This window comes from Streptomyces smyrnaeus, assembly GCF_017676345.1.
Lineage (GTDB): Bacteria > Actinomycetota > Actinomycetes > Streptomycetales > Streptomycetaceae > Streptomyces > Streptomyces smyrnaeus.
Map to the genome: position 1 here is coordinate 12,467 of NZ_JAFFZM010000018.1, position 25,279 is coordinate 37,745.

Sequence of the window (25,279 nt, forward strand, 5' to 3'; positions counted from 1 at the left end):
CGCCGGGCAGCGCCGCGGTCATCGCGGCAGCGCGCGACACCCTACCGCTCCCGGTCAACTCACCGGGCCACTAGGATCGCCAGCCGCGGAGGGGGACCGTCCAGAGGGGACCGTCGCCACGGGGTGCCTGCACCGACCGTCCCTTCCGCACCAGGGACGCAGGGAACCTAGCCGCAGGGAACCCAAGGGAACGCAAGGGAAATTGGTGCGCGAGTGACCCAGATCGTCGTCAAGCGTCCGCCTCGGGCACTGCCCCCCGAAGTGCCCGAAGCAGAGCTCAGGCTGGAGCCGCCGCCCGAGCTGCCCAAGGGGCAGCAGGAGGGCATGTGGATGCAGTTGCTGCCGATGCTCGGCATGGGCGGCTCCAGCGTGTACTTCCTCATGCCCGGCATGAACTCGCACCCGATGATGAAGATCATGGGCGTCCTGATGCTCTTCTCGACGCTCACCATGGTCATCGCCATGGTGGTCCGGATGCGTCGAGGCACCCAGGGCGAGATGGCGCAGTCCCGGCGCGACTACCTCAGATATCTGGCCCAGACCCGCCGCACCGTCCGCAAGACGGCACTCAAGCAGCGCGACGCCCAGTTCTATCTGCACCCCGCGCCCGACCAGTTGTGGTCCCTGGTGGCCGAGGGCAGCAGGGTGTGGGAGCGGCGCCCCTCCGACGTGGACTTCGGACAGGTGCGCGTCGGGCTGGGTGTACAGCAGCTGGCCACCCCGCTGATCAGCCCGGAGACGGCACCGGTGGACGAGCTGGAGCCGCTGACGGTCGGCGCGATGCACCAGTTCATCAACACCCACGCCACCGTCGACGGGCTCCCCATGGCCGTGTCGCTGCGCGCCTTCTACCACATGACCGTCAGCGGCGACCCCGACTCGGTGTACGCCTCCGCGCGCGCCATGCTCTGCTCGCTCGCCGCGACGCACTCCCCCGAGGACCTGGTGATCGCCGTCGCCGCGGGCCGCGAGTCCTACGACGCCTGGGACTGGGCCAAGTGGCTGCCGCACGCCCAGGCCAAGGACCAGTCCGACGGCGCGGGGACACGTCGGCTGATCGTCAACGACACCCTGGAACTGGAGGAGCTGCTCGCCGCCCGGCTGGAGGGCCGGCCCCGGTTCAGCTCCGCCGCCGAGCCGGTGCTGGAGCAGCCGCACATCGTCGTCGTCCTGGACGGCACAACGGTGCTCCCCAACTCGCTGCTGGCCGCGCAGGAGGGGCTGCAGGGGGTCACCATCGTCGAGATCGTCCCCGGCGACATCGACGTGGCACGCGGCGGCCTGTCCGTCGTCGTCCAGCCGCGCACCCTGCGGCTCGAATCGGGCCAGGGCATGGTCTACGACGGGACCCCCGACTCCCTCTCCTACCAGGCGGCCGAAGCGGTGGCCCGGCAGCTCGCACCGCTGCGGGTCGGCTCCGGCGACGACGGCGACGAACCCCTGCTGGCCAAACTGGAGTTCACCGACCTGCTCAATCTGGGCGACGCCGCCTCGGTGGACGTCTCCCGCACCTGGCGACCGCGCTCGCAGGCCGAGCGGCTGCGGGTGCCCATCGGCGTGGGCGAGGACGGCCAGCCGGTGATGCTCGACCTCAAGGAGGCCGCACAGGACGGTATGGGCCCGCACGGGCTGTGCGTGGGCGCGACCGGTTCCGGCAAGTCGGAACTGCTGCGCACCCTGGTGCTCGGCCTGGCCGTCACCCACTCCTCGGAGACGCTGAACTTCGTCCTCGCCGACTTCAAGGGCGGTGCCACCTTCGCCGGCATGGCACACATGCCGCACGTCGCCGCCGTGATCACCAACCTCGCCGACGACCTGACCCTCGTCGACCGCATGGGCGACTCCATCCGCGGCGAGCTCAACCGGCGCCAGGAGATGCTGCGCGACGCCGGCAACTACGCCAACATCCACGACTACGAGAAGGCCCGCGCGGCCGGCGCCCCGCTCTCCCCCATCCCCTCACTCGTCCTGGTCATCGACGAGTTCAGCGAGCTGCTCACCGCCAAGCCGGACTTCATCGACATGTTCATCCAGATCGGCCGCATCGGCCGCTCCCTGGGTGTGCACCTGCTGCTGGCCTCGCAGCGCCTGGAGGAAGGCCGGCTGCGCGGACTGGAGACCTACCTCTCCTACCGGGTCGGTCTGCGGACCTTCTCCGCCGCCGAGTCCCGTGCCGCGCTCGGCGTCCCCGACGCCTACCACCTGCCCTCGGTGCCCGGCTCCGGCTACCTCAAGTTCGGCACCGACGAGATGACCCGCTTCAAGGCCGCCTACGTCTCCGGCGTCTACCGCGCGGGCAGCAACGACCTGCCCACCGGCCCGCTGGCCCCCGGCCGGCGCCCCGTCCTGTTCACCGCCGCCGAAGTACCCCTCCCGGCACCCGACCCGGAAGCGGCGCCCGTACCCGCACAGCCCGTCACCGGCGCCGACGACGACGCGCTCGCCGACACGGTGCTCGACGTGGTCGTACGCCGCCTGGAAGGCCAGGGCACCCCCGCCCACCAGGTGTGGCTGCCGCCGCTGGACAACGCCTCGCCGCTGGATGAGCTCCTGCCGTCGCTCGCGCCCGTGGAAGGACGCGGCCTGACCGCCACCGACTATCCGCGGCAAGGGCGGCTCGTCGTGCCGGTCGGACTCGTGGACAAGCCGTTCGAGCAGCGCCGCGACCCGCTGTACCTGGACTTCTCCGGCGCCGCCGGCCACATGCTCGTCGTAGGCGGACCACAGTCCGGCAAGTCCACCCTGATGCGGACACTGATCTCGGCGTTCGCCCTCACCCACACCCCCGCCGAAGTGCAGTTCTACGGGCTGGACTTCGGTGGCGGCGGCATGTCGGCCGTCTCCGGACTGCCGCATGTGGGCGGTATCGCCTCCCGCCTCGACCCCGAGCGGGTACGACGCACCGTCGCCGAGGTCTACGGCATCCTCAACCGCCGCGAGGAGTACTTCCGCGCCAACAACATCGACTCCATCACGACCTACCGCAGGCGCCGCGCCCGCGGTGAGATCACCGACCAGCCGTGGGGCGATGTGTTCCTGGTCATCGACGGCTGGGGCAACTTCCGCAACGACTACGAGGGCCTGGGCGACATCGTCAACGACATCGCGGCCCGCGGTCTCGGCTACGGCGTCCACCTGGTCATCACGGCCGCCCGCAACATGGAGGTACGGGCCGCCCTCAAGGACCTGCTGATGAACCGGCTGGAGCTGCGGCTCGGCGACACCATGGACTCCGAGTTCAACCGCAAGGTCGCCGCCAACGTCCCGGCCGGCGTACCCGGCCGGGGCCAGACGATGGACGCGCTGCACTTCATGGCCGGCGTCCCGCGCATCGACGGCATCGGCTCAGACGACGAACTCGCCGACGCCAGCGCCGAGATGTGCAACGCCGTCAGCGCCCACTGGCAGGGCGACCCCGCACCCCAGGTCCGGCTGCTCCCCAGGGAACTCCCGGCCGCCCGCCTCCCCGGCGGCGGCGCACACCCCGAGCGCGGCGTCGCCTTCGGAATCGACGAGAACAACCTGGAGCCGGTCTTCGTCGACTTCGAGACCGACCCGTTCTTCCTCGTCTTCGGCGAGAGCGAGTCCGGCAAGACGGCACTGCTGCGGCTGCTCGTCAAGCAGATCACCGAGCGGTACTCGGGCGACGAGGCGAAGATCGTCGTCGGCGACTACCGGCGCTCCCTGCTCGGCGCCATCCCCGACAGCCATCTGCTGGAGTACGCGCCGATGTCCAACACGATGGAGACGCATATGAACGCGCTCCGCGATCTGATGGACCGCCGCGCCCCGTCCTCCGACGTCACCCCGCAGCAGCTGCGCGACCGCAGCTGGTGGACGGGCCCGCAGATCTTCATCGTCGTCGACGACTACGAGCTGGTCGCCACCTCCAGCGGCAACCCGCTGGCCGTTCTGACCGAGCACCTGCCCTTCTCCCGCGACGTCGGCGTCCGCTTCATCATCGCCCGCAGCGCCGCCGGCGCCTCCCGGTCGATGTTCGAGTCCTTCATGACCCGCATCAAGGAACTCGGCGCCCAGGGCGTCGTGTTGTCCGGCGACCCGAGTGAAGGTGACCTTCTGGGCAACGTCCGCCCCCGCCCCATGCCCCCGGGGCGCGGCTTCTTCGTCTCCCGTAAGCGCGGCACGCCGCTGGTGCAGCTGGGGTGGATGCCGGACGAGACCTGAGCCGGTCCGAACACGTGGACGCGGCGCACGGTAGCGCCGCGTCCACGTAGGCTGACACTCCGAAGCCGGATGCCGGAGGAAGGAGCACTGCTGTGGGTACTCAGCAGGAAAAGGAAGAGCTGTACGCCATGGACATCTCCGACGCGGTCTGGGAGAGCGCCCCCGGCAGCCCGGAGGACGAACGCGTCGAGATCGCCCATCTGCCCGGCGGCGCCGTCGCCATGCGCAACTCGAAAGAACCCGACGTCGTCCTGCGCTACACCGCGGCCGAGTGGGAGGCATTCGTACTGGGCGCGCGGGACGGGGAGTTCGACCTGGAGCCGGCGCCACGGAACGGGGCAGCCGCCCCTCAGGACTGAGTCGGCAGGGGGGCCGGCTTCGTCGAGCTCCGCCGCACCCGTACTACCGCACCCGTACTGCGAATGGGATGCGAATCGAATGGGAGGGGTGGGCGCCACTGCGCCCACCCCTCCCATTCGACTCTCAGCTCCGCCGCACGGAGGGGAGTATCACTACCCGTTGGGGTGGAACCACCTCGCGGACGCCAGGTCGGTCTCCTGGTAGCCGTCCCTACCCAGCCGAATGACCCGGACGATCTCGGTCAGAGCCTGCTGAACAGCCTGGCTCTTCGTGTCCCACTTGTGCATCGCTTCCTTGTAGGCGGTCTGCGCCTCGCCCTCCCACGCCTCGGAGATGGACGCGACCTGCTTGCGGATGTCCCCCAGGTCCTCCATCAGCGTCTTCGCGAAGCCCTCGATGGACGTGGCCGCCTCATCCAGGCTGGCATAAGTTACTTTCAGCCCGTCCTGGTACCCTTTTGGCATTTTCTCTCCAGTGCCATGTCGTTCCGCCGCTTGTTGAGGTCGCCCTACGCGACCCTCAGCTCATAAGCCCGTGTGCAGCGCCTTCGATGCGGCGCCCGATTCACCGAGCAGGCGGAGGCGAGTACATGTCGAGCTTGGACACCGACTGTCCGGACGCGTCCGTGCCCAAGCCGCCGCCCTCAACCACGTCGACACCCTTGAGGGCCTGCGCGATGTCGAGTTCGTTCGCCCCGGACTTCTTCCGGGTGGCCTGGATCCCTTCCAAGAAGTAGGCCAGGAGGTTGTTGATTTCCTTCATTCGATTGTTGATCTCGTTCTGCTTCACATCGAAGGCGTGCGCGCCGATACCCTGCCACTGGCCTTCGATGGCGTCGATGACGCCCTGAAGCCCCCGCACTTGGCTGTTGATGCTTCCGATCTTCTCGATGAGATCCTTCTGCTTCTTATCGAGTTGATCATCGCTGAGTTTCTGGTCGGCCATGACCTTTCCGTCCCTTCGTCGATCCTTGAACGAGTCGCTTTGAAGACGCGGAACTGCTCCGTACTAGTTCCGCCGGATACGTACAACCGCGAAGCCGCACCCCCCGAGGATGATGACACCCGCCGCGATGCCGATGGCGGGGAGGAGCCAACTGCCGCCCTCGTCCTCGGTCTTGGAGTCTGCCACCTTCACCTTGTCGGGGGCAGCCTCTTTGTCCGAGTCGCCCTTGCCGGAGCCCTTGCCGGAGTTCTTGGCATCCGAACCCGACTCCTTCGACTTGGTGTTGAGGGTCCGCTCCCCGGTGAGCGGACTGATGTCCGGATCACCGGGATCACCCTTGCCCTCCAGGAGATTCATGCGAGGGCGGACGGCCCCGTGACCTACGTAAATGCTGGGCTTGTCCGCCAGGTCACCTGTCTTCAACAGCACGCGGAGAACCTGGTTCGCGGTCCAGTCCGGATGGTGCGACCAGATCAGGGCGGCGGAGGCGGAGGCAATGGCGGTGGCAACACTTGTACCACCGCGCGGGCAATATGCCTGCTTCTCTCCGTCACACAACACCGGGACCCCCTCGCCTGGTCCCGAAAGGTCTGTCTGTTTGCCGTAAGTGGAGGATTCAGCAACCCTGCCGGTCTTGTCGATCGACGCTACGGCAGCTACGTTCGGATACGCAGCGGGATAATTCTCCTGGTTCCCTTTCTTGGCATCATTCCCCGTGCCGGCCAGTAGCAGTTTGCCCTTCTTCGTGGCGTAGTCGAGCGCCTTTTTGAAAGCCGGGTTGGCTCCGCCACCGAAAGACATGTTGATGATCTGGGCGTCGCTGTCAGCAGCCGCTCTGATGGCTTTGGCATCCACGCCCAATTTGCCTGGCCCCCCAACCCCTTTTAGGTTGGTCTTGATGGGGATGATTTTCGCTTTCGGGGCAAGCCCTTTCAGCGTGCCGCCTTTCCCTGAACCCGCAATGAGCTCGGCCATCGTCGTCCCGTGCCCGACATCGTCACGCGTCTCATCGCCTGGCGCACCAGAGAGATCTTTCCCGGGAAGGACTCGACCGCGAAGCGCCGGAGTGGAAGCGTCGACGCCGGTGTCGACAACGGCCACCTTGATATCCTCGCCCGTACTGACCTTCCACATCTTCTCAGCCTGCATCGGCTTGAGATACCACTGCTGAGACTGGACACTGTCGGCGCCAGCGACGGGTGCCAATGCGGTGAGCGAAACCGTCCAAGCCCCAATTGCTGCGAGCCCAGTGAAGAGACGGCGCCTCATTCGGGGCTTCAGTGATGCTGTCGTCATCGTCATTTTCACTGGTTACTCGATAACTGGCGGAACGCTGCCACGCTGTGCGCCCGGCCGGGTCTGTTCGTCTTCTGTCAAGTAGTCCGGGCGCCGCGTCCGCTGGCGGGGGGTGTCTTCGGGAGTGACCGGCTCCCCTCCAATAACCAGGCCCCCGCCTCCAGGCGTGGATGCTCGCGAATCACGGTCCTGTCCAGCGTCACCGTTGGTGGGCTCCCCGACGATGCCATCGCGGTTCGTTGCTCTCCTCCGACCCGCCGCATTCCGCCCACCGCCGTTGCCTGCTGCTCCCCCTGCACCCAGAGCGCTTACTGGCGGAACCATGCCCATCGGACGCCGAGCCGCTGAGGAGTTCTGTCCGTCGACGACCGTCCCCCTCGGTACACCGGAGCCGGATGAGTTCGAGCCTGGGCCCGGCTGGGTCGGGGTACCGCCCACGATCCCGCCACGTTGAGCGGCTCGACCGACACCGGGACGTCCACCAGTGTTCGGGCCTCCCGTCGTTGTGGGGGGCACCCCCATCATCCCAGGGCGACCGAGCCCACGCGGCCCGCTGTTGCCCGCTTCCCTGGCTGTCGGCCCCGGCATCATCGGGCCGACGGGTCCAGGCCTCATCGGCCCCGGGCGCCCAACGGGGCCGTTCGGGCCTGTCGGCCCGGTACGACCCGTGTTCGTAGGCGGCGGCACGAACGGACGCTGCTGGGGAGGGCCGCCGGGACCCACCCTGCCGGGAGGCGGCGGACTACCTGGCGGGACGTAAGCGGGAGCGGGGCCGGGAGGGCCACCACCGGGCGGCAGGCCGGGCTGACCGGGGGCCGGAGGCACGTGCGGCGAAGGAGCGCGGTCCATCGGCTGCGTCACAGGAGCGGGAGGGGCGCTGTCGATGTTCGTGGCGACCGACATGTCCGGGTAGACCGGGCTCTCGGGGACTCGGGGAGTATCGATCAAGTCCGCCCTGCCGACCCCTCCGTCGGGCGTCGGTACGTGAGCGGACGCCGCAGACCCCGCACTGCCGGGCGAAGCACTTCCCGGGACGTACGAAGCTGGTGCTGCCGGTACTGCCGCGCTTCCCTCGGAGCCACCGGAGGGGCTGCCCTCGTACGGGGATGTCGGTACCACTGGCGGCACTCCCACATTCGGCATCGTCCCGAACGTCGGCTTGTTCTTCTCCGCGACCTGAATGTTCGCGAGCGCCACCTTGTAGTAGGAACTCAGCTTGTTCATCTGCTGAATGGCCTCTTGGCGCTTCTGCTCGCGCTCGCGTACCTCGGGCTTGGATTTGCTGGTGATCTTGGGAGGAAGATAGGGCCCGTAGACCTTGTCCTCCTCCGGGTCCCGCTTCGGCATCGACGACTTGACCATGGACAGACCGAAGCCCGCGGCCTTGAGCTGCGTGCCCGCAGCTCCCGCGTACTCACTGAGCTTGAGAGTCTCCCGGCGAAGGCTCTTGGCCCACTTGGAGAACTCCTCTTTCGTTTTGCCCTCCCACTCCGACTCCACCTCGTCGAAGTAGGTCTTCAGCTCCTCCTCGGCCTTCCTGATGGAGCGGGCGGCGTCCCACAGGGCGTCGCCGACATCCTCCAGGTCCTGGGGAGAGGCGTCCTCGACGAGATCCACCATCTGGTTGAGACGGTAGGGCTCGAAGTCCGTGTTTCCGGCCGAGCCGGCAGCCGGCGGGGCCAAGGGTCCGGCGCCGGGCGCACGGAAGAGTTCGGGCTTCCGCGTCGTCGTGGGAGGCGGAAGGAAAGGGCTGAATTCTGCCGGAAGTGTGGGGTCTTTCGGCATCTCGTCAGCCGAGTACCCCTTCCCTGTGAAAGGGTCAACCGGCTCGTTGTTCCCCTTGCCGCCCATGCGTCCTCCTGGTTCCGGGCATATGCCAGCCGATCAGAGGCCGGTCTTCTCGGACTTGCCTTCGGGCTTGTCGTCCTTGGGCCCTGCGTCACCCTCGCCGTCCGGATGCTTCAGCTTCTTCTCCGTCGCCTCCACCCGGGCCTGGATCTGCCAGAAGAGGCGCTTCTCGTCCTCCTCCAGGTTGTCGAAGCCGCGGTCGGCGCCCTTGATGGCGATACCCGTCGCGTCGATCTGATCCCGGAGGTTGGAGGAGAGGAGTGTGAGGGTTTCGTGCACCTCGCTGTACTTGGCGAAGAGGTCGTCGGCTTCCGCGTAGGGAATGCTCTCCCCGCTGAGCGACTTCCGGGTGACGCGCCTGCACGAGACCTTGTGTTTCGCCGCAGGAGAGGTGTCCAGTTCCGAGATGACACCGTCGATCCGCTTTTTCAGCTTCTTCAGCGCTTCAGCACGCCGTTCCAGGTCCCCCTTCGGGGACGACGCCGACACCTTCCCCGATGACGGGACTGGTGGCGGCATCTCCTTGCCGTCCGGCCCCAGCTGTCCCATGGGCTCCCCCCTTCTGCCCGGTTCTCATCCGCTTGCTCGACGGTCTTCGTGGTCCGGTCGGGCAGCGCTCACGTCACTGTAGTAGCTGGGTGCAGCCCGTTCCAACTGCAAATAAGCTGCTGACAGTTGCTCGTAGCAGGACCGTAACGTGTGACACGCGCGTGGCATATACCTCTTTTCTACCAGCCGCCTGTGACACCGGCGGATCGGCGGGCGGTGGACCGTCAGCGGGTGGCCGCCGGGCGCTTGCGGCGGCGCCAGTCGCGGTAGACCAGGGAGGTGCCCGCGATGACCGCGACGAGGGTGCCGCCTCCTACCAGGACGTAGGTTCCGAGCCGCTCGTTGCGTTCCTGCTCGGTTTCGCCGAGCTGGAGCTTGGCCGGTGTGGGTTTCTTGGCCGTTTCGACGCCTTCTTTGGCCACGGGGCGTTCGATGCGCTTGTCGTCCTCGGTGAGGGCTGCCACCGGGTCGACGACGCCCCAGCCGACGAGGCGGTCGTGGCCGGGGATGGAGCGCTCCGCGGTCTGCTCGATCTGGGCGACGATGTTCTGCTGGGACCACTTGTCGCGGCCCTCGTCGTGCTTGGCGCGGAGCAGTGCCGCGACGCCCGACACATAGGGGGCGGAGAAGCTGGTGCCGTTGTCGACGCAGTGACCGCCCTTGGGGACGGTGGAGACCATGTCGACGCCGGGGGCCGCCACGTCCACGAAGTCACCGGCCTGGGAGAAGGGGGCGCGCTCGTTGTTGCGGTCGGACGCGGCCACCGCGAGGACACCCGGGTAGGAGGCCGGGTAGGTTGCCTTGTTCTTGCCGCCCAGGCCGTCGTTGCCCGCGGAGGCGACGACGACGACGTCCGCCTGCACGGCGCGCCGCACCGCTTGTTCCAGCGAGGAGTCGGGCTGCAGGGCCTCGGCCGTGTCCTGGGAGATGTTGATGATGTCGGCGTCGGCCTGAACCGCGTAGTCGATGGAGTCGGCGAGGGTGGCGGCGGTGCCGCTGCCGTTGGCGTCGTTCTGCTTGATGGGAATGATCGTGGCCTTCGGCGCCAGTCCCACGAAGCCGGTGTCGTCGGCGGGGCGTGCGGCGATGATGCCGGCGACCTTGGTGCCGTGCCCGACCTCGTCGGTGGTGCCGTTGGCCTTGCCGCGAGGCGTGGCGCGGCCCGTCTCCACGTCCTTCTTCGGTTTCTTGGGGAGCAGGTTCTTGCCCGCCTCGGCGTCGACGGCGTCCTTGAGCTGTTTGTTCTCGATGTCGACGCCGGTGTCGATGACGGCGACCCGGACACCTGCGCCCTGATCGGTGTCCTGCCACAGCTCGTTGAGCAGGACCCGCTGCAGCGACCAGGGGCGGCCCTTGAACGGCTTGGCGGGAAAGCTGCACTGCGTGCTGGCGTCCGCGGCTGCCGGAGGGGCCGCGGTGACGGTCAGGGTGGAGGCTGTGACGGCTGTCGCCGCCGCCATCGCGCCCAGTCGGCGCAGCCCCCGCAGCCGACGCGGTCCGGTGCCGCGCCTCGCCTCGGTGGTCCTGGTCATCGTCGTCGTCACCACCCTCAGGAGCCCTGCGGCTGAAGTGCGTCACCGGTGGACAGCCGCGGGCCCGTGGGCAGGAACGCGGCCCATTCGGCGGGGATGGGCGCCGGTTTGACGTTCTCGTAGCCGAGCCTGCGCTGCGCGTTCTGGCCTTCGGCCTGCTGTCGCTCGGACTTCTTGCCGTCGTCGCCGATACCCGACTCGCCCTGTTCGCTGTCGGTGTTGTTCTGCATCGCGTAGCGCAGTCCGGTGTCGGTCACCAGGAAGATGCCGCCCACGTTCGGACTGCGGCCCTTGAACTGGCGGAAGAGCTGTCCGGTTCCGGGCGTGACGTAGGCGCTGGAGGTGCCGGCGGGGAGCTGTTCGGGGAACTCCTTGCCCACCCAGGTGGTGAGCGTGGTGGCGCCGCTCTTGCCGTCGACCTTGCGCAGCACGTTGCAGGCGACGTTGCGGCTGCCGGAGCGGGTGCTGGCGGAGTTGACGGCGTAGCTCTTCTCCTCGGGCCACTTCAGGGTGTCGCCGAAGGTGCCGGACGGGGAGAAGGCGCTGGCGTTGACCTTGATCGCCTCGCCGTTCTGCTTGAGGGGCAGCAGCTGCTTGGAGGAGAGCAGCAGCTGCGCCATGAAGTCGCTGATCTGCAGGACCTTGCCGGACAGCACGACGTAGTGCTGCATGTGGTTGCCGGACGTCGACTGGATGACGGTGCCGACCAGGTTGGTGCTCGAGTCGAGACCGGGGACACCGGCGTCCGCGCCGATCTGCCCGGGGACCTGCGGGAAGGAGATGTTCTGGCCGGTGTGCAGCGTGGCCAGCCACTCGCGGGAGACGCGCTGGGGTTTACGGTTGCCCGCCAGAACGCGCAGCAGCGTCTCGTCGCGCGCGATGCGGTACTTGCGGCCGGACTTGTCGACGACGTACAGCCGGTCGTCGGGGCCCTGGACGAAGATGAGCTCGCCACCGCGCAGCCGGTTGGCGCCCTCGACCTTCTTCTTGTCGCGGTCGGCCAGTACGAAGGCCGCCTTCTGCACGGCACGGTCGCCCTGGCTGGGGCGCTCGCAGACCGCCCAGCGCTTCTTCTCGCCCGCTTCCTTGCCCTCGGGGAGGCGGTCGGGCGCGTAGGGGATGCCGAGGGTGGCGCCGTGCGGTATGTCGCCCTTGTCGAGGACCTTCTCGTCGACCTTGACGACCTCTCCCTTGCCCGGGTCGAGGAGCAGTTTGGCGGAGGCGAGGTTGAGCACCGGGTGGAGCTGGGCCTTGCCGTCGGTCTTGAGGACCACGTAGCGGGTGGTCGACTCGGAGCCGATGATGACCTTCTCCTCGGGCGTGTCCCAGCCTTCGGGGGCCTTCGGTTTGAACATGCCCCAGGCGCCGAATCCGGCGAGGATCAGCACACCGACGACGATGCCGGGCAGGATGCCGCGCAGCGGGCGGGGGGCGCCCTCCTCGGTGCCTGTCGGTGACGGCTGGAGGAACGCCGCCACCAAGCGCTTCTTCGCGAAGGTGTAGGCATTGAGCTCGTCGCGCCGTGATGCCATGAGTGAAAGACGCTCCCCTGAAGTCCCTGCTGTCCCCGCACCGTCCGGCCTCGGGGCCGTGACGGCCCCGGCCGGCCCGGAACGGTACCGCTCACCGGTCCGCGCGACGCCCGCGGGCGCTGCCGATTGTCGGACCGGGCCCCTACTATGCCGGTTGGGGATTGCCTTGTGCCGCTCCGGTATCGTGATCGCCCGCCCAACGCCCCCAACGAGTGGGGCGAATTCGGACATGAGGGGGCCTTCTCGGATGGGATCTGCGACGCGGGCGCGGGGTGCGGCCGGCACCACGAGCCGCTCCGGGCCGGGTGCGTCCCGGCGCCAGGGAGCCGCCGCGTCCGCATCCGCGGCCTCCCGCCCCGCCGGCCGGGTCCCCGCCTCGACGGCCCTGCGGACCGAGTCGCGTACGAGCCGGCTGGGACCGTTCCAGTTGCAACAACTGGTGCTGCTGGAGCTGGCGGGTGCGGTGCTGTTGATCGCTGCGGCCGTCGACCGGCTGCTGCTGGTGCCGGGCGTGGTGGTCGCTGCCGTGCTGGTGGCGCTGGCGGTGATGCGCAGGCATCACCGCTCGGTCCACGACTGGTTCAGCACGCTGCTGGCGCTACGGGCCCGCAGGCGCGCCGCGGGCCAGCCGCTGACGCCCGCGACGGTGCTGGACGAGGAGGGCGAGCGGATCGACGCGGGCTTCCTCCCACTGGTGGAGTGCGCTCCAGCGCTGCGCACATACGCCTACGTCGACAAGAAGCGGCGCACCATAGGGATGCTGGGCGACGGCACGTTCCTGACGGCTCTGGTGCGCATCGAGGCCGCTCCCAGCGCGCTGCGCCCGGCCTTCGGCGCGCGCGCCCTGCCGCTGGAGCTGATGCACGACGCGCTCGACGTGGACGGCATCGCGCTGGAGTCCGTCCAGGTGGTGCAGCACGTGCAGCCGGCTCCCGCGCCCCATCTGCCGGACCAGTCGGTGGCGCGGCGCAGCTATGCGCCGCTGCAGGAGCAGACCGGGTCGCCCGCGCTGCGGCTGACCTGGGTGGCGCTGAAGTTCGATCCGGAGCTGTCCCCCGAGGCGGTCGAGGCACGCGGCGGCGGTCTGGAGGGCGCGCAGCGCTGCCTGGTGCGTGCCGCGGACCATCTGGCCAGCCGGGTGACGGGCACCGGTTTCGTGGCCACGGTGCTCAACGAGCAGGAGCTGATAGCCGCGGTCGCGACGTCCGCCTGTGTGAGCCCGGCGGCCACGGCCAGGGCGAGCCGACCCGACGCGGCGCCCGCGCGGCGCACCGCCGAGTCCACGCGCGCCTGGCGGTGCGACGACCGGTGGCACACCACCTACGGCGTCGGCCGCTGGCCGGAGTTGGGCCGTGCCGCCACCCCGCTTCCACGGCTGGTGGCGCTGCTGACCTCCGCTCCGACGTTCACCACGACGTTCAGCATGACGCTGGGCCGCTCGGCTCGCCGCAGCGCGGTCACGGTCAGCGGCCATGTGCGTCTGACGGGCCGCTCGGACAACGAACTGGCGACGGCCCGACGGCATCTGGAGCGGGCCGCCCGCTCGGCGCGGGTCGGGCTGGTGCGGCTGGACCGCGAACAGCTGCCCGGCGCCTTCGCGACGCTGCCGCTGGGGGGTGTGCGCTGATGGCGAGCCGCTACACGCAAGGGCTGCTGGGTCCGCGCCGTACGGAGCACGCCGTGTACGCGGACCACTTGGGCGCGCTGTCGCTGCCCATCGGGGACGACGGCGTGGTGGTCGGGAACGACGCGGAGGGCCGCCCCCAGGTGGTCGGCTTCCACCATCCGTCCCCGTACGACGTGGTGCTCATCGGCGGCCTGTGGACGGCCCAGGTGCTGGCGCTGCGGCTGGCCGGGGCGGGCGCACGGGTCGCGGTGGAGACCGGCCGGGCCCAGGTGTGGACGAACCTCGTGCAGGCGGCAGGAGCGGGCCAGGAGTGCATCACGCTCTACGACGTGGGGCGGGTGCCGCCCATGGGCCCCACGGTGAGCAGTCCGGTGCTGATCGTGCGGGACTGCGGCATGCGTCCGCCGCGCGGCCGTGTCGCCTCCATGCCGTGGCAGTCCGTACTGACGCTGCTGCCGTATCTGAGCCCTGTCGCTCCCCGGCTGCTGCGCGGAGCGTCGCTGGTCGGCATTCAGCGGGTCTCTCCGGACGAGGCACAGCAGATCGGGCGCGTCATGCAGTTGCCGCAGCAGGAGGTGGAGGCGCTGTCCACCCTGGGCGACGGTGTCACGCTGTGGTGCACACGGCGCGAGAGGCAGTACGCGCTCACGCAGCCGACCGACGCGGAGTCGGGACTGCTGGGGACTCCGCGCCGACTGGACTGACCACCGGTCGCGGGACCGCGCTCCCCGCGCGACAGTTGCGATGATTAGGCTGGACTGACGCGCGTGGGCGGACGCGCGGCAAACCGGGGTGAATGACCACAGCAGGAGGCATTGTGAGCAGCGACCGGGACGAGATCCGCGTCCGCGGGACCATGCCCGGCTCCGACCAGCTCGACGCGGAAGCGGATGCCGAGAGCGAGACGGAGTCGACGGGCCAGTTCACCATCGACTACACGCCGCCTGCCTGGTACACGCAGGACGCGGCCAGCAGGCCCGAGCCCCAGGAGACGACACCCGCGAGCGCGCCCGCACCGACGTCCGGGCCGGGACAGGGGACCCCCTCGGCAGACGAGTCGGCCTACGGTGGTGCACGGTTCAACGACACCGACTGGTGGGCCGGTTCGGCCGCTCCGTCGGCGCCGTCCACCCCACCGGACTCCGCTGCCCCGCGGCCCGACCACGAGGCGCCCGGCTCCCCGGAGAGCGGCAGCCCGTCCGACGACCTGCCGGCCTTCCCCTCGCTCCAGCCGTTCAGCGAACCGCGGGCCGAGGAAACGGAGTCGGAACCGGAGCCGGATTCGGGGGCACAGCCACAGGACGCCGTGGACGCGGCGAGCGGGCTGGACGCGCAGCAGGAGAACGAGCGGACGGCCGACGCGGCCGACGACCTCGGTCCTGACTCCTTCGGCGCCGACGCGGGCGGTTTCGGCACTGCCGCGGACCGCGTGGGCGAGGACCGCACCGGCGCGGACCGTCCGGACGACGAGCGCGGAGACGGCGAGGAGCTGTCGAGTGCCGCCTCGCCGAGTTGGCGCGCACCGTCCACAGCGGCGTCCGAACCGGAGTCGCAGCCGGACGCCGTACCCGAAGGCGCGCCGGAGCCGGAACCGGAGCCTTCTGAACCGACGCAGGCGTCGACTGACTCGGAGGCCTCCGATGACTCGGAGGCCTCCGAGGAGTCGCGCACCTCGGCCGATGTCGGCGACGGCGCCACCATGCGCTTCTCCGCCGCCGCGCTGCGCCGGGAGATCGCCGCATACGCCGCCAAGGAGCAGCAGGGCGGCGACCAGCCCGCCGCGAGCCCGCCACAGGACATCTCGGCACCGGAGAGCGCGGACAGCGGCGCCGACGGCCAGGACGACGCCAGCGAGGCGGAGGAGCCGCAGGACGCGGTTCCCACCACGTACGACTTCGACTTGGAGGCTCCCTCCGGCGAGCGCCGGTACGCCGAGGCCCCGCCCGCGCAGGCGGCCGCCGAGCCGCAGGACGCGGAGCCGCGGGACGCCGTGCCGCCCCATCCGCTCTCCCCTGCCCCGCCAGCCGGGGGAAGCGGCAGCACCATCGGGGGCGCGCAGGGGCTGCCTCCGCTGCCGCCCGACTTCCAGCCCGCCGCTGCGGCACCGCCGCCGGGCCCGGCATGGCAGGGCGCCGACGCGCGTCCTGGTGCGGAGGCGGCGCCGCAGGACGAGACCGCACATCCGCCGCAGGGGCACGGTCAGGGCGGAAGCCCAGGACCGGAGCAGACCGGAAACCAGGGGCAGGCACCGGCGCAACCGCCAGCCGCACAGGCGCTGCCTGCGGCACCGTACGCGCCGCAGCAGCCCCACCATGCTCCGCAGAACCCGCACGCTCCGCAGAACCCGCAGGTTCCGCAGAACCCACAGCCCCCGAACAGCCCGCAGGCCCCGCAGATCCCGCAGCAGGCGCAGGGGCAACCTCCGCAGCAGGCGCAGGGACAGCAGCCGGGCGGGCCGCAGGAGAGCCGCTACGGCTACCCGCAGGCAGGGCAGCACCCCCACGGCCCCCACGGCGCCGCAGTGCCGCCCGCGCAGCAGCAGCCGGGCGACCCGGTGCCCGGTCAGCCGCACCCCGGTCAGCCCTACCAGCCTCCTGGGGCGAGCGGGCCCGTGCCGCCGCACGGTCAGCAGCAGGCCGGAGCTCAACAGCCCGGTCAGCCCGGGCCCGGTTACGGCTACCCCGGCCAGGCAGCGCAGCCCGGCGTGCCGCCCCAGGGGCAGGGTCAGCCACCCGCACAACTGCCCGCACCGGCGCAGCAGCCGGCGCAGGCCCAACAGCCCCAGGCCCCGGGAGCAGCACAGCCGCAGCAGCCGGCGCAGCAGCAGCCCCCGGCCCAGGCTCATCAGGCGGCCCAGGGCCTGCCGCCCGCCCAGGCGCAGCAGCCGCTCCAGCCGCACCCGGGCGCTGTGGATCCGCGCCGGGTGGACCAGTCCGGCTCACCGCTGGGCTACACGGCCGCGGTCGAGCTGTCCTCGGACCGGCTGATCAACAACAAGAAGAAGCCGCGCCCCCAGTCGGGCAACAAGAGCTCGCGTTTCAAGTTCGGTGCCAAGAAGGAGGAGGCGGAGCGGCAGCGCAAGCTGGATGTGATCCGCACTCCCGTGCTCTCGTGCTACCGGATCGCCGTCATCAGTCTCAAGGGCGGTGTGGGGAAGACGACGACCACCACGGCGCTGGGCTCGACGCTCGCCAGTGAGCGCCAGGACAAGGTGATCGCCATCGACGCCAACCCGGACGCGGGCACGCTCGGCCGCCGGGTACGGCGCGAGACCGGAGCCACCATCCGGGACCTGGTCACGGCGATCCCGTACCTCAACAGCTACATGGACATCCGCCGGTTCACCTCTCAGGCGTCGTCCGGGCTGGAGATCTTGGCCAACGACGTCGACCCGGCGATCTCGACGACGTTCAACGACGACGACTACCGGCGCGTCATCGACGTCCTGGGCAGGCAGTACCCGATCATCCTGACGGACTCGGGCACCGGCCTGCTCTACTCCGCGATGCGCGGGGTGCTGGATCTCGCGGACCAGCTCATCATCATCTCCACGCCGTCGGTGGACGGTGCGAGCAGCGCCAGTACGACGCTGGACTGGCTGGCCGCGCACGGCTACTCGGAGCTGGTGCAGCGGAGCATCACGGTGATCTCCGGGGTGCGCGAGGTCGGGAAGATGATCCGGGTCGAGGACATCGTGGCGCACTTCGAGACCCGGTGCCGCGGCGTGATCACCGTCCCGTTCGACGAGCACCTGTCGGCAGGTGCCGAGCTGGATCTGAACATGATGCGGCCGCGGACACGGGAGGCGTACTTCAACCTGTCCGCGATGGTGGCCGAGGACTTCGCACGGGCCCAGCAGGAGCAGGGGCTGTGGACGGCGGACGGCAACCCGCCGCCGCAGCTCGCCCCGCCGATGCCCGGCCAGGGTGGGGTCCCTGGCCAGGCCGCCCAGCCCGGACACCCCGGCGCGGCAGCCGGCCCGCCGCATGCCCAGCAGCAGCCCCCGCCGTACGGAGCGGGCGGTGGCTACGGATACCCGGGCCCGGGACACCCCGGGAACCCGGGCCAGCCCCAGCCCGGCAGCGGCTGGCAGCAGCAGTAACACCGGTACCAGCAGCGGCAGCACGAGGGAGGGGCGGCGGACAGTGTCCGCCGCCCCTCCCTCGTGCTCTGCCCGTGTCGGGGCCTCGTGCGCGGCTCCCTCAGCCTTCGGCCGCCGCCGTCACCGAGCGCCGGGCCTCCTCGACGTCCTGGGCCATCCGGTCCTTCAGTGCTTCGAGGGTGTCGAACTTCTCCTGGCCCCGGATGTACTCGAGGAAGTCGACGGCTACGTGCAGCCCGTACAGCTCCAGGTCGACACGGTCGATGGCGTACGCCTCGACGGTCCGCTCGGTGCCCTCGAACTGCGGATTGGTGCCCACGGAGAGGGCGGCCGGCATCGCCTCGCCCTCGACGTTCAGCCAGCCCGCGTACACACCGTCGGCAGGGATGGCGGTGTGCGGCAGCGTGTCGACGTTCGCCGTGGGGTAGCCGAGCTCGCGTCCGCGCCGGGCGCCCGGTACCACGACCCCTTCGACGCGGTGCGGTCGTCCCAGCACCTCGCTCGCGCCGCGCACATCGCCCTCGGCCACCAGTCGCCGCGCCATCGTGGAGGAGAACGCCTCTCCGCTCTCCGTACGCTCGAACAGGTCGACGACGACCACGTCGTAGTCGTACGTCTCACCGAGCTCGGCCAGGGACTCGACGGTACCGGCCGCCTTGTGCCCGAAGCGGAAGTTCGGGCCTTCGACGACGCTGCGTGCGTGCAGCTTGTCGACGAGCACCTTCACCACGAAGTCGGCGGGCGACAGCTTGGAGAAGTCGGAGGTGAAGGGCAGCACCAGGACGGCGTCCACGCCCAGCTCGCCCATGAGTTCGGCGCGTCGGTGGTGCGGTGCGAGCAGCGGGGGGTGGCTGCCCGGCCGGACGACCTCGCTGGGGTGCGGGTCGAAGGTGACGACGACGGCGGGGACGCCCAGCTCCCTGGCGCGCTCCACCGTCCTGCCGATGATGAGCTGGTGCCCCCGGTGCACCCCGTCGTACGAGCCGATGGTGACGACGCTGCGCCCCCAGCCCTCGGGGATGTCCTCCAAGCCACGCCAGCGCTGCACGTCTGCTCCTCGTCGCTACCTAGTTCGCCAGTACCTGTGCCGATGGTGCTGTCGGCGGGTCTCGCCGGTCCAAGGGTGCCATGCCCCGCCGTCCCGGCCCGCACGGACCCACCTCCGGCGGTCGGCGCATGGGCGGCGCCGTCCGCCGGTCAGGGCCGCCGGGCGTCCTCGTTCAGCACGGGTGCGTCCAGCAGGTCTTCACCTGGTGGCTGTGCCTCCAGCGTGTCGCACAGCCGGCGGGCGCGAGGCCCCAGCACCGGCGTCCACTCCTGCGGCGCCCGCGCCACCCAGACACGGAGGGCCCTCGCGAACCCGGGCAGCTCCCGGGCCAGGCCGGCGAGCGCCCGGTCGAAGGAGGCCGCGCCCTGCGCCGTGTCGGCCATCAGCGTCCCGATGCGCCGCACGAACCTCGCCTCGGACCCACAGTCGGAAGCTCCGCCGGACCCGTGGCCGGAAGCAGCGCCGGAAGCACTGTCGGAGTCGCCGTCGGGCACGGTCGTGCCCCGGGGCCGCACGACGATCGCGCGCCGCGCCACGGCGTCCAGCGCGGCCTCCAGGACGGAGTCGTCCTTCTCCTGGGCGAGCAGGAGGTCCAGCAGCTCGTCGCGCAGCGGCCCCTCCCCCGCGCCGAGCGCCCCGGCCAGCCGGGCCCGGAAGACGGGTTCCTCCTCGCACAGCAGCTCAGCCACCAGCGGGCGCAGCACGGCACGAGCGCCCGGACCGTGCCGCAGGCGACGCCCCACGAAGCGGGCCACGTCGTCGCGGGCCCGCCAGGGACGGAGCTCGGCGTGCTCGCGCACCAGCAGCGCGGCGCGGCGGGCCAGCGCCGGGGTGTCCACCCGGGCGAGAGCTCGTACGGCCTCGGACTGCGCCGCGGGGTCGGCAGGCCCGGTGAGCAACGCGTGGAAGGCGGCGAGCACCGGCTCCGGGTGTGTGGCCAGCGCGGTACCCAGGGCGGCCGCCAGCTCGGCGTCCCCCGACTCGGTGAAGCGGCGCAGGGCAGCAGCCATGTGCTGGGAGCGGCTGCGCGGGTCACGTACGAGCACGGCGAGCGCCGCGGTGTGCAGGGTCCGGTCCGCGGGCCGGTGCACGGGACGGCGCAGCAGTGCACGCGCGGCCGACCGCAGCAACTTGCGGTCGGCGTCGGTACGGGCCCGGCGCGCCGCCAGCACCCCGTAGCCCGCGGCGGCCGTCTGACGTCCGGCGTGGGTCTCGTGCGCCCACCGTTCGACGGCTCGGCACATGGCGGGGAGTTCGTCGCGTACCAACTCGGCCAGGAGTTCGTCGGCGCGCGGGTGTGCGGCGTCGACGAGAGCGTCGGTCAACTCGTCCGCCGCACGGCGCCGGTGGGTGTACAGCAGCGCCTGGGCGGCGGTTGCCACAGTGGGCACTGTGCGGTCGTCCATGTCCGTACGCCGCCTCAGGGGCCGCAGGTCGCTGAACCACTCGCACAGCAGTGGTTGCACAGTGCGGGGTTCGGCCGTGAGGAGTTCCTCCAGCAGGTCCAGACAGCGGCCCCGTTCGCACGGTTGGTCCGCTGGGGGGTCGGCAGGCAGCAGGTGGCGCAGCAGCTCCGCCTTCTCGGTGGCTTCCAGCCGCAGTCCGGCCCAGAAACCGGGCCCGAAGCGGTCCCGCAGCAGTGCGCTGTCCTGCCGCTCGGCCACGCGCTTGGCAAGGCCTACCAGCACCCGCACATACGAGCCCACCTCGGGCAGTTGCGGCAGCGTCTCGGCCAGCAGGTGCGCGGCCCACCACACGATCTCGCCGTTCGGCGCACTGTCTTCCGCGCCGTCGAGAGTGTCGTCGTCCGGGCCTGGCTCCGCGACTCCGTCCAACGCGCCGTCCAGCGCGTCGGCCAACCGGCGCAGCCGCGGGGCGAGCGCCTCCGCGCCGTCCCTGCGGTCGCACAGCAGCAGCGCCTGGACGACCGGCCCGATGCGGTGCCGGGGCACCGGTGCGGTACCGGTGACGTCCGGGCCCCGGTATTGCACCAGTGCGTCCAGCGCCACATCGAGATCGAGGTGGCAGCCCTGCAGCCAGTCGGAGAATTCCTCGTCCACGAACCGGTATCCCTCACCTGCGGGGGCCAGCGCCCCCTCCGCCAAGACCGCGGACGCCCAGCCGTCGTGCCGGGGGAAGAGCTCGTCGAAAGCGGCGCGGCTCAACTCGCCCTGCCCGGAGGCGAGACAGCGGCGAGCGGCCTCGTGCAGCCGGCCTGCGACCCGGGCGGCGAGGCGCCGCACCGAAGCCGGGTCCCCTGCCCCGCCGACCGCTGTTCCTGCCGACTGCTGCAACAGCCCGGCGTCGCCCTCCTCCTCGCCTCGCCAGGCGAGGCGCTGCGCACCGCGCAGGCACAGCAGATCGAGGAAGGCGGAGAAGATCTCGTGGCGGGCCGGGGCGGGTTCGACCACCTGCGCCGCATCGACCGCCTCGGCCACATCCGCAGCAGGGTCCGGCGCATCGGAGCAACCCGGCGTGACCGGAGGGTCCAGCGGGCCCGGCAGCGTGCGTCCGCACAGGGCGCCTTGCGCGGCACGCACCTGGGCCAGCATCCGGATCGCCAGCGGGTGGCCGGCGTCCCGGGGTGCGAGGACACCGTCCGGTAGTCCGTGGGCGGCCCGGACCCGGACGGCCTGCCGCGGCGCCAGCTGCCCCACCCGGACACTGCCCTCGGTACCGGCGAGTGCGTAGAGCATGTCCTCGGGGAAGAGCGCGGCTGCCTGGTCCCAGAACTCGGGGCGGCAGGCGACCGCCAGCCGCGCGCCGGAAGCCCGCAGCCAGTCGGCCGTACGAACGGTCCACTGCCGCAGCGTGTGCGCGTGCGCGAGGCGGAGTGGCATCTCCTCCGGCGCGTCCAGCATGATCAGCAGCGGCCGTCCCGCAGCACTTGCCAGGCGCGCGACCGCATCGGGGTCGACATCGTGCGAACCGTCTGCCGGTCGACCGGTCGGCGCCGGATCAGCCGGTGCGGCAAGCTCCGCAGGCACGGTCCCGCTTCCACCCGGCTGCCAGGGTGGGGTCACGCTTCCGCTCGCCGCTGCGAGTGCGCGGCCGACCGCTTCCCGGAGACAGGTGTCGTCCGGCCGCAGTTCGGCGCCGCGCAGCCAGACGCTCGGCGCGGCTGCCGCCGCACGCGCCCGGCGCGCCGCGACGGCGGCGAGTTCGGTGGTGCGGCCGGTGCCGGGAGCGCCCACCAACGCGAGGACAGCGGCCCCGCTGTAGGAGAACAGGTCGAAGTGCTCGGCGACTTCGGGCCGGGTCACCGCGTGTGCGCAGCCTTCCGTCGCGGGGCCCACGGAAGCCGCGGCCAGCCGCAGTACACCGGCCAGGTTCAGATCGGGACCGAAGCCGGGCGCGGAGGCACCGTTGCGGCGCAGCAGTACGCCCAGCGGCCCGTCGGGCGCCGACGCACCTGCCGTGTGCAGCGGCACCGCGAAGGGGCCGGGCTGCCCAGTTGTGGCGTGCAGCGCGGTGCCCAGCACTCCGAGGACGGCCCCGGTGGCAAAGTCCGCGACGGGGGCGCCGGACGCCCAGCGGGACAGTCGCAGCGGGACGGCGGCGGCTGCCGGCAGTTCGAGCCGCAGCACCCGTTCGACGGAGTGGTAGCGGGCGGTCGAGGTGTAGACGGCCGGTACGGTGCCGCTCAGCGTGGTGGGGAGCGGTCCGTCCTCCGTCAGCACCACGGCCGGGTTTTCGGGGTGCGGCCGCTCTCCGCCGATGACCAGCGGTTCCATTCGGGGCAGCCCAGGCGTGTGGATGAGCGCCAGGTCCCACTCGGGCAACGGCGTGATGTCGCGGCTCTCCGCGACGAACGTGGTCCCCTGCGCGTGCAGGACGGCTCTGCTGAGGCCGTCCACCGCCTCGTGGCTGGTCACCACCGTGCCGAGGCGGTCGGCGACGAACCCGAGGCCACGCGCCCGTCCCGCCAGATCGCGGACGCGAACCAGCGTGGGTCTCCCGCACACCGTCGACATCGCTCGAACCTCCGCGCCGGCCACACCGCCGCGTCGACCGTAGAGCGGGGTTGATCAGCGGCAACAGGCCCGGCGCCGAACGCGCCCCCGCGCGCGCCCGCGCTTCACCCCGAGCGCCCGCCCACCCGGGTGAATGCGCCGGCGCTCAGGCATATCCCGGCGCATCACTCACCAGAGGACGGCGCCGTCGGCCGCACGGCAGGCGGAATGTCACCCACACGAAGACGGGCCCGTCCCCCACACGGAGACAGACCCGTTGCCGGCCTGGGAATAGGAGAGCTCGCGGTACGGCAGCAGCCGTCCCTCACACGAAGACGGCGAGGCTCTTGGCCCTACCCCCCTGCTCCGCCACCAGCGCGACGAACTGCCCTCCGGGCCCGAACACCGCTACCGGGCCCCGTCCGACGGCATCCGCCGGCATCCGCAGCTGGACGCCGTTGCCGATCCGCCGCGCCTGCTCCTCGTCGACGTCCCAGCGGGAGAACGCGGCAGCAGCCGCCTCGCCCAGCGGCAGGACGGGCAGCGGCTCTTCGGCGTCCACGTGCTCCTGCAGCCGTTCCAGGGTGTGCGCGCCGTCCAGCCCGTACGGGCCGACCCGGGTGCGCCGCAGCGCGGTCAGATGGCCGCCCGTTCCCAGCGCTGCGCCCACGTCGCGGGCGAGCGCACGCACATAGGTGCCGGACGAGCAGACCACCGACACCAGCAGGTCGGTCACCGGTGTGCCGTCCTCGGCGGTCTCCTCGCGTACGTCGTGCACCACGAAGGAGGAGACGGTGACCGGCCGGGCGGCCAGCTCCACCTCCTCTCCCTCGCGCACCCGCGCATAGGCTCGCTTGCCGTCCACCTTGACGGCACTGACGGTCGAGGGGATCTGCGAGATCTGCCCGGTCTGCTCGGCCACGGCGGCGTCCACGCGCTCCCGGTCGAGGTCCTTGGCGCCCCGGGCCGCGGTGATCTCGCCCTCGGCGTCCTCCGTCACGGTCTCCTGACCGAGCCGGACGGTCGCGACGTACTCCTTCTCCGTCAGGGCGAGGTGGCCGAGCAGCCGGGTGGCCCGCTCGGTGCCGATGACCAGCACACCGGTGGCCATGGGGTCGAGGGTCCCCGCGTGGCCGACGCGGCGGGTGCGGGCCATACCGCGCAGCTTGGCCACCACGTCGTGCGAGGTGAACCCGGCGGGCTTGTCGACGATGATCAGCCCGCCGGGGCCGTTGTCTCTCCTACGTGCCACGGATCAGGCGCTCTCGTCCTTGCCGCCGGCAGCGCCCGGGCTCTCCCGGCCGTCCGAGGACTCCGAGGCGGCCGAAGCATCCGAGACTTCCGCGTCGTCAGCGTCGTCCGCCTCGTCGTCGAGCCCGGGCTCGCCCGGCTTGCGGTAAGGGTCGGGCTCACCGGCGTACGAGGCGCCGGAGGAGGCCTTGCGGACCTCCTCGTCGGCGGCCCGGGCCCGGGCGAGCGCCTCGTCGATCGTCTTGGCGGACTCCGGCAGCGCGTCCGCCACGAACGTCAGGCTGGGTGTGTGTTTGATGCCGGCCGCCGAACCGACGGCGGAGCGGAGCACGCCCTTGGCGCTCTCCAGACCCGCGGCAGCCGCCTTGCGGTCCTCCTCGTCGCCGTAGACGGTGTAGAAGACCGTCGCTTCCCTGAGGTCGCCGGTGACCCTGGTGTCGGTGACGGTCACATGTGTGCCGAGCCGCGGGTCCTTGATCCCTCGGTGCAGCTTCTCGGCGACCACCTCACGGATGAGGTCCGCCAGCCTCTTCGCCCGCGCATTGTCGGCCACTGGTCCGTCTCCTTGCTCTGCGCCATGCGCTCACGCGCTGCTGCGTTTTCCCTGCGTTTGTGCCACTGCCGCACCTGTGCCACTGCTGCGCCTGTCGCGGCGGTGCGTGTCGCGGCGTGCGTCTATTCATCGTCCTCGCCGTGGAACCGCCGCCGCACGGACAGCAGTTCCACCTCAGGACGCGCGGCGACCAGCCGCTCGCAGCGGTCGAGCACGTCGCTGAGGTGCCCCGCGTCCCCGGACACGGCCGCCAGCCCGATATGGGCCCTGCGGAAGAGGTCCTGCTCCCCCGTCTCGGCGACGCTGACCGCATATTTGCGCTGCAGCTCGGCGACGATGGGGCGGACGACGGAGCGCTTCTCCTTGAGCGACCGCACGTCGCCGAGAAGCAGATCGAAGGACAGCGTCCCTACGTACATACAGTGCGGGTCATGCCACCCGTGGGGCCTTGGGGTGCCACCAGCGGAGGCTGGGGGCGTGGCTTCACTGGCACCGTAC

At 70.9% G+C, this 25,279-nt stretch carries 17 protein-coding genes; 5 read left to right on the forward strand and 12 right to left on the reverse strand.

All coding sequences use genetic code 11. From position 1 onward, the window contains the following. The first annotated feature begins 213 nt into the window (after positions 1-213). Together eccCa and JW613_RS26400 are read left to right on the forward strand one after the other, a co-directional pair. Positions 214-4,185 carry a type VII secretion protein EccCa gene (eccCa, locus tag JW613_RS26395; RefSeq protein ID WP_209213413.1) on the forward strand — a complete coding sequence of 1,324 codons (3,972 nt, stop codon included), beginning with the start codon at positions 214-216 and terminating at the stop codon, positions 4,183-4,185. 92 nt (positions 4,186-4,277) lie between these two features. After that, positions 4,278-4,544 (forward strand): DUF397 domain-containing protein, encoded by a 267-nt coding sequence (locus tag JW613_RS26400; RefSeq protein WP_099884714.1) that lies wholly within the window; start codon positions 4,278-4,280, stop codon positions 4,542-4,544. Positions 4,545-4,697: 153 nt separating this feature from the next. Here JW613_RS26400 and JW613_RS26405 read toward each other — a convergent pair whose 3' ends face one another. The 7 genes from JW613_RS26405 to eccB all read right to left on the reverse strand — a co-directional run bounded on the left by JW613_RS26405 (position 4,698) and on the right by eccB (position 12,247). After that, a complete protein-coding gene (locus tag JW613_RS26405; RefSeq protein ID WP_209213414.1) occupies positions 4,698-5,009 on the reverse strand; it encodes a WXG100 family type VII secretion target in 312 nt (103 codons plus the stop codon). 100 nt (positions 5,010-5,109) lie between these two features. Further along, positions 5,110-5,490: a WXG100 family type VII secretion target gene (locus JW613_RS26410; protein ID WP_209213415.1), complete on the reverse strand. Its 381-nt coding sequence runs from the start codon at positions 5,488-5,490 to the stop codon at positions 5,110-5,112. 63 nt (positions 5,491-5,553) lie between these two features. Further along, positions 5,554-6,792, reverse strand: a complete 1,239-nt coding sequence (locus JW613_RS26415; RefSeq protein WP_245226319.1) for a S8 family serine peptidase — start codon at positions 6,790-6,792, stop codon at positions 5,554-5,556. Positions 6,793-6,801: 9 nt separating this feature from the next. After that, on the reverse strand, positions 6,802-8,637 hold the full coding sequence (locus JW613_RS26420; protein WP_209213416.1) for a hypothetical protein: 1,836 nt from the start codon (positions 8,635-8,637) through the stop codon (positions 6,802-6,804). Between the two features lie 33 nt (positions 8,638-8,670). Further along, entirely contained in the window at positions 8,671-9,183 is a 513-nt protein-coding gene (locus tag JW613_RS26425; protein ID WP_209213417.1) for a DUF2563 family protein, read from the reverse strand. Between the two features lie 224 nt (positions 9,184-9,407). Next, the gene (mycP, locus tag JW613_RS26430) at positions 9,408-10,715 is read right to left on the reverse strand and encodes a type VII secretion-associated serine protease mycosin (protein WP_209213418.1); all 1,308 of its coding nucleotides are present in this window, start codon (positions 10,713-10,715) and stop codon (positions 9,408-9,410) included. Between the two features lie 17 nt (positions 10,716-10,732). Continuing rightward, on the reverse strand, positions 10,733-12,247 hold the full coding sequence (eccB, locus tag JW613_RS26435) for a type VII secretion protein EccB (protein WP_209213419.1): 1,515 nt from the start codon (positions 12,245-12,247) through the stop codon (positions 10,733-10,735). A gap of 247 nt (positions 12,248-12,494) precedes the next feature. Here eccB and eccE point away from each other — a divergent pair, with 247 nt between their 5' ends. The 3 genes from eccE to JW613_RS26450 all read left to right on the forward strand — a co-directional run bounded on the left by eccE (position 12,495) and on the right by JW613_RS26450 (position 17,976). After that, positions 12,495-13,874 (forward strand): type VII secretion protein EccE, encoded by a 1,380-nt coding sequence (eccE, locus tag JW613_RS26440; protein WP_209213420.1) that lies wholly within the window; start codon positions 12,495-12,497, stop codon positions 13,872-13,874. After that, complete coding sequence (locus JW613_RS26445; protein ID WP_209213421.1) at positions 13,874-14,578, forward strand: hypothetical protein; 705 nt, start codon at positions 13,874-13,876, stop codon at positions 14,576-14,578. The genes eccE and JW613_RS26445 overlap by 1 nt, the downstream gene beginning before the upstream one ends. Before the next feature lie 113 nt (positions 14,579-14,691). Beyond that, positions 14,692-17,976, forward strand: coding sequence for an SCO5717 family growth-regulating ATPase (locus JW613_RS26450; protein WP_307866041.1), 3,285 nt, complete (start codon positions 14,692-14,694; stop codon positions 17,974-17,976). A gap of 100 nt (positions 17,977-18,076) precedes the next feature. Here the strand turns inward: JW613_RS26450 and JW613_RS26455 are convergent, their stop codons facing one another. The 5 genes from JW613_RS26455 to JW613_RS26475 all read right to left on the reverse strand — a co-directional run bounded on the left by JW613_RS26455 (position 18,077) and on the right by JW613_RS26475 (position 25,200). Beyond that, positions 18,077-19,024 (reverse strand): bifunctional riboflavin kinase/FAD synthetase, encoded by a 948-nt coding sequence (locus JW613_RS26455; protein ID WP_099884694.1) that lies wholly within the window; start codon positions 19,022-19,024, stop codon positions 18,077-18,079. Positions 19,025-19,173: 149 nt separating this feature from the next. After that, positions 19,174-22,998 carry a serine protease gene (locus tag JW613_RS26460; RefSeq protein WP_209213422.1) on the reverse strand — a complete coding sequence of 1,275 codons (3,825 nt, stop codon included), beginning with the start codon at positions 22,996-22,998 and terminating at the stop codon, positions 19,174-19,176. Between the two features lie 304 nt (positions 22,999-23,302). Next, positions 23,303-24,229: a tRNA pseudouridine(55) synthase TruB gene (truB, locus tag JW613_RS26465; RefSeq protein WP_209213423.1), complete on the reverse strand. Its 927-nt coding sequence runs from the start codon at positions 24,227-24,229 to the stop codon at positions 23,303-23,305. A gap of 3 nt (positions 24,230-24,232) precedes the next feature. Beyond that, entirely contained in the window at positions 24,233-24,781 is a 549-nt protein-coding gene (rbfA, locus tag JW613_RS26470) for a 30S ribosome-binding factor RbfA (RefSeq protein ID WP_209213424.1), read from the reverse strand. Between the two features lie 122 nt (positions 24,782-24,903). Continuing rightward, positions 24,904-25,200: a DUF503 domain-containing protein gene (locus JW613_RS26475; protein ID WP_099884690.1), complete on the reverse strand. Its 297-nt coding sequence runs from the start codon at positions 25,198-25,200 to the stop codon at positions 24,904-24,906. Positions 25,201-25,279 lie beyond the last annotated feature (79 nt).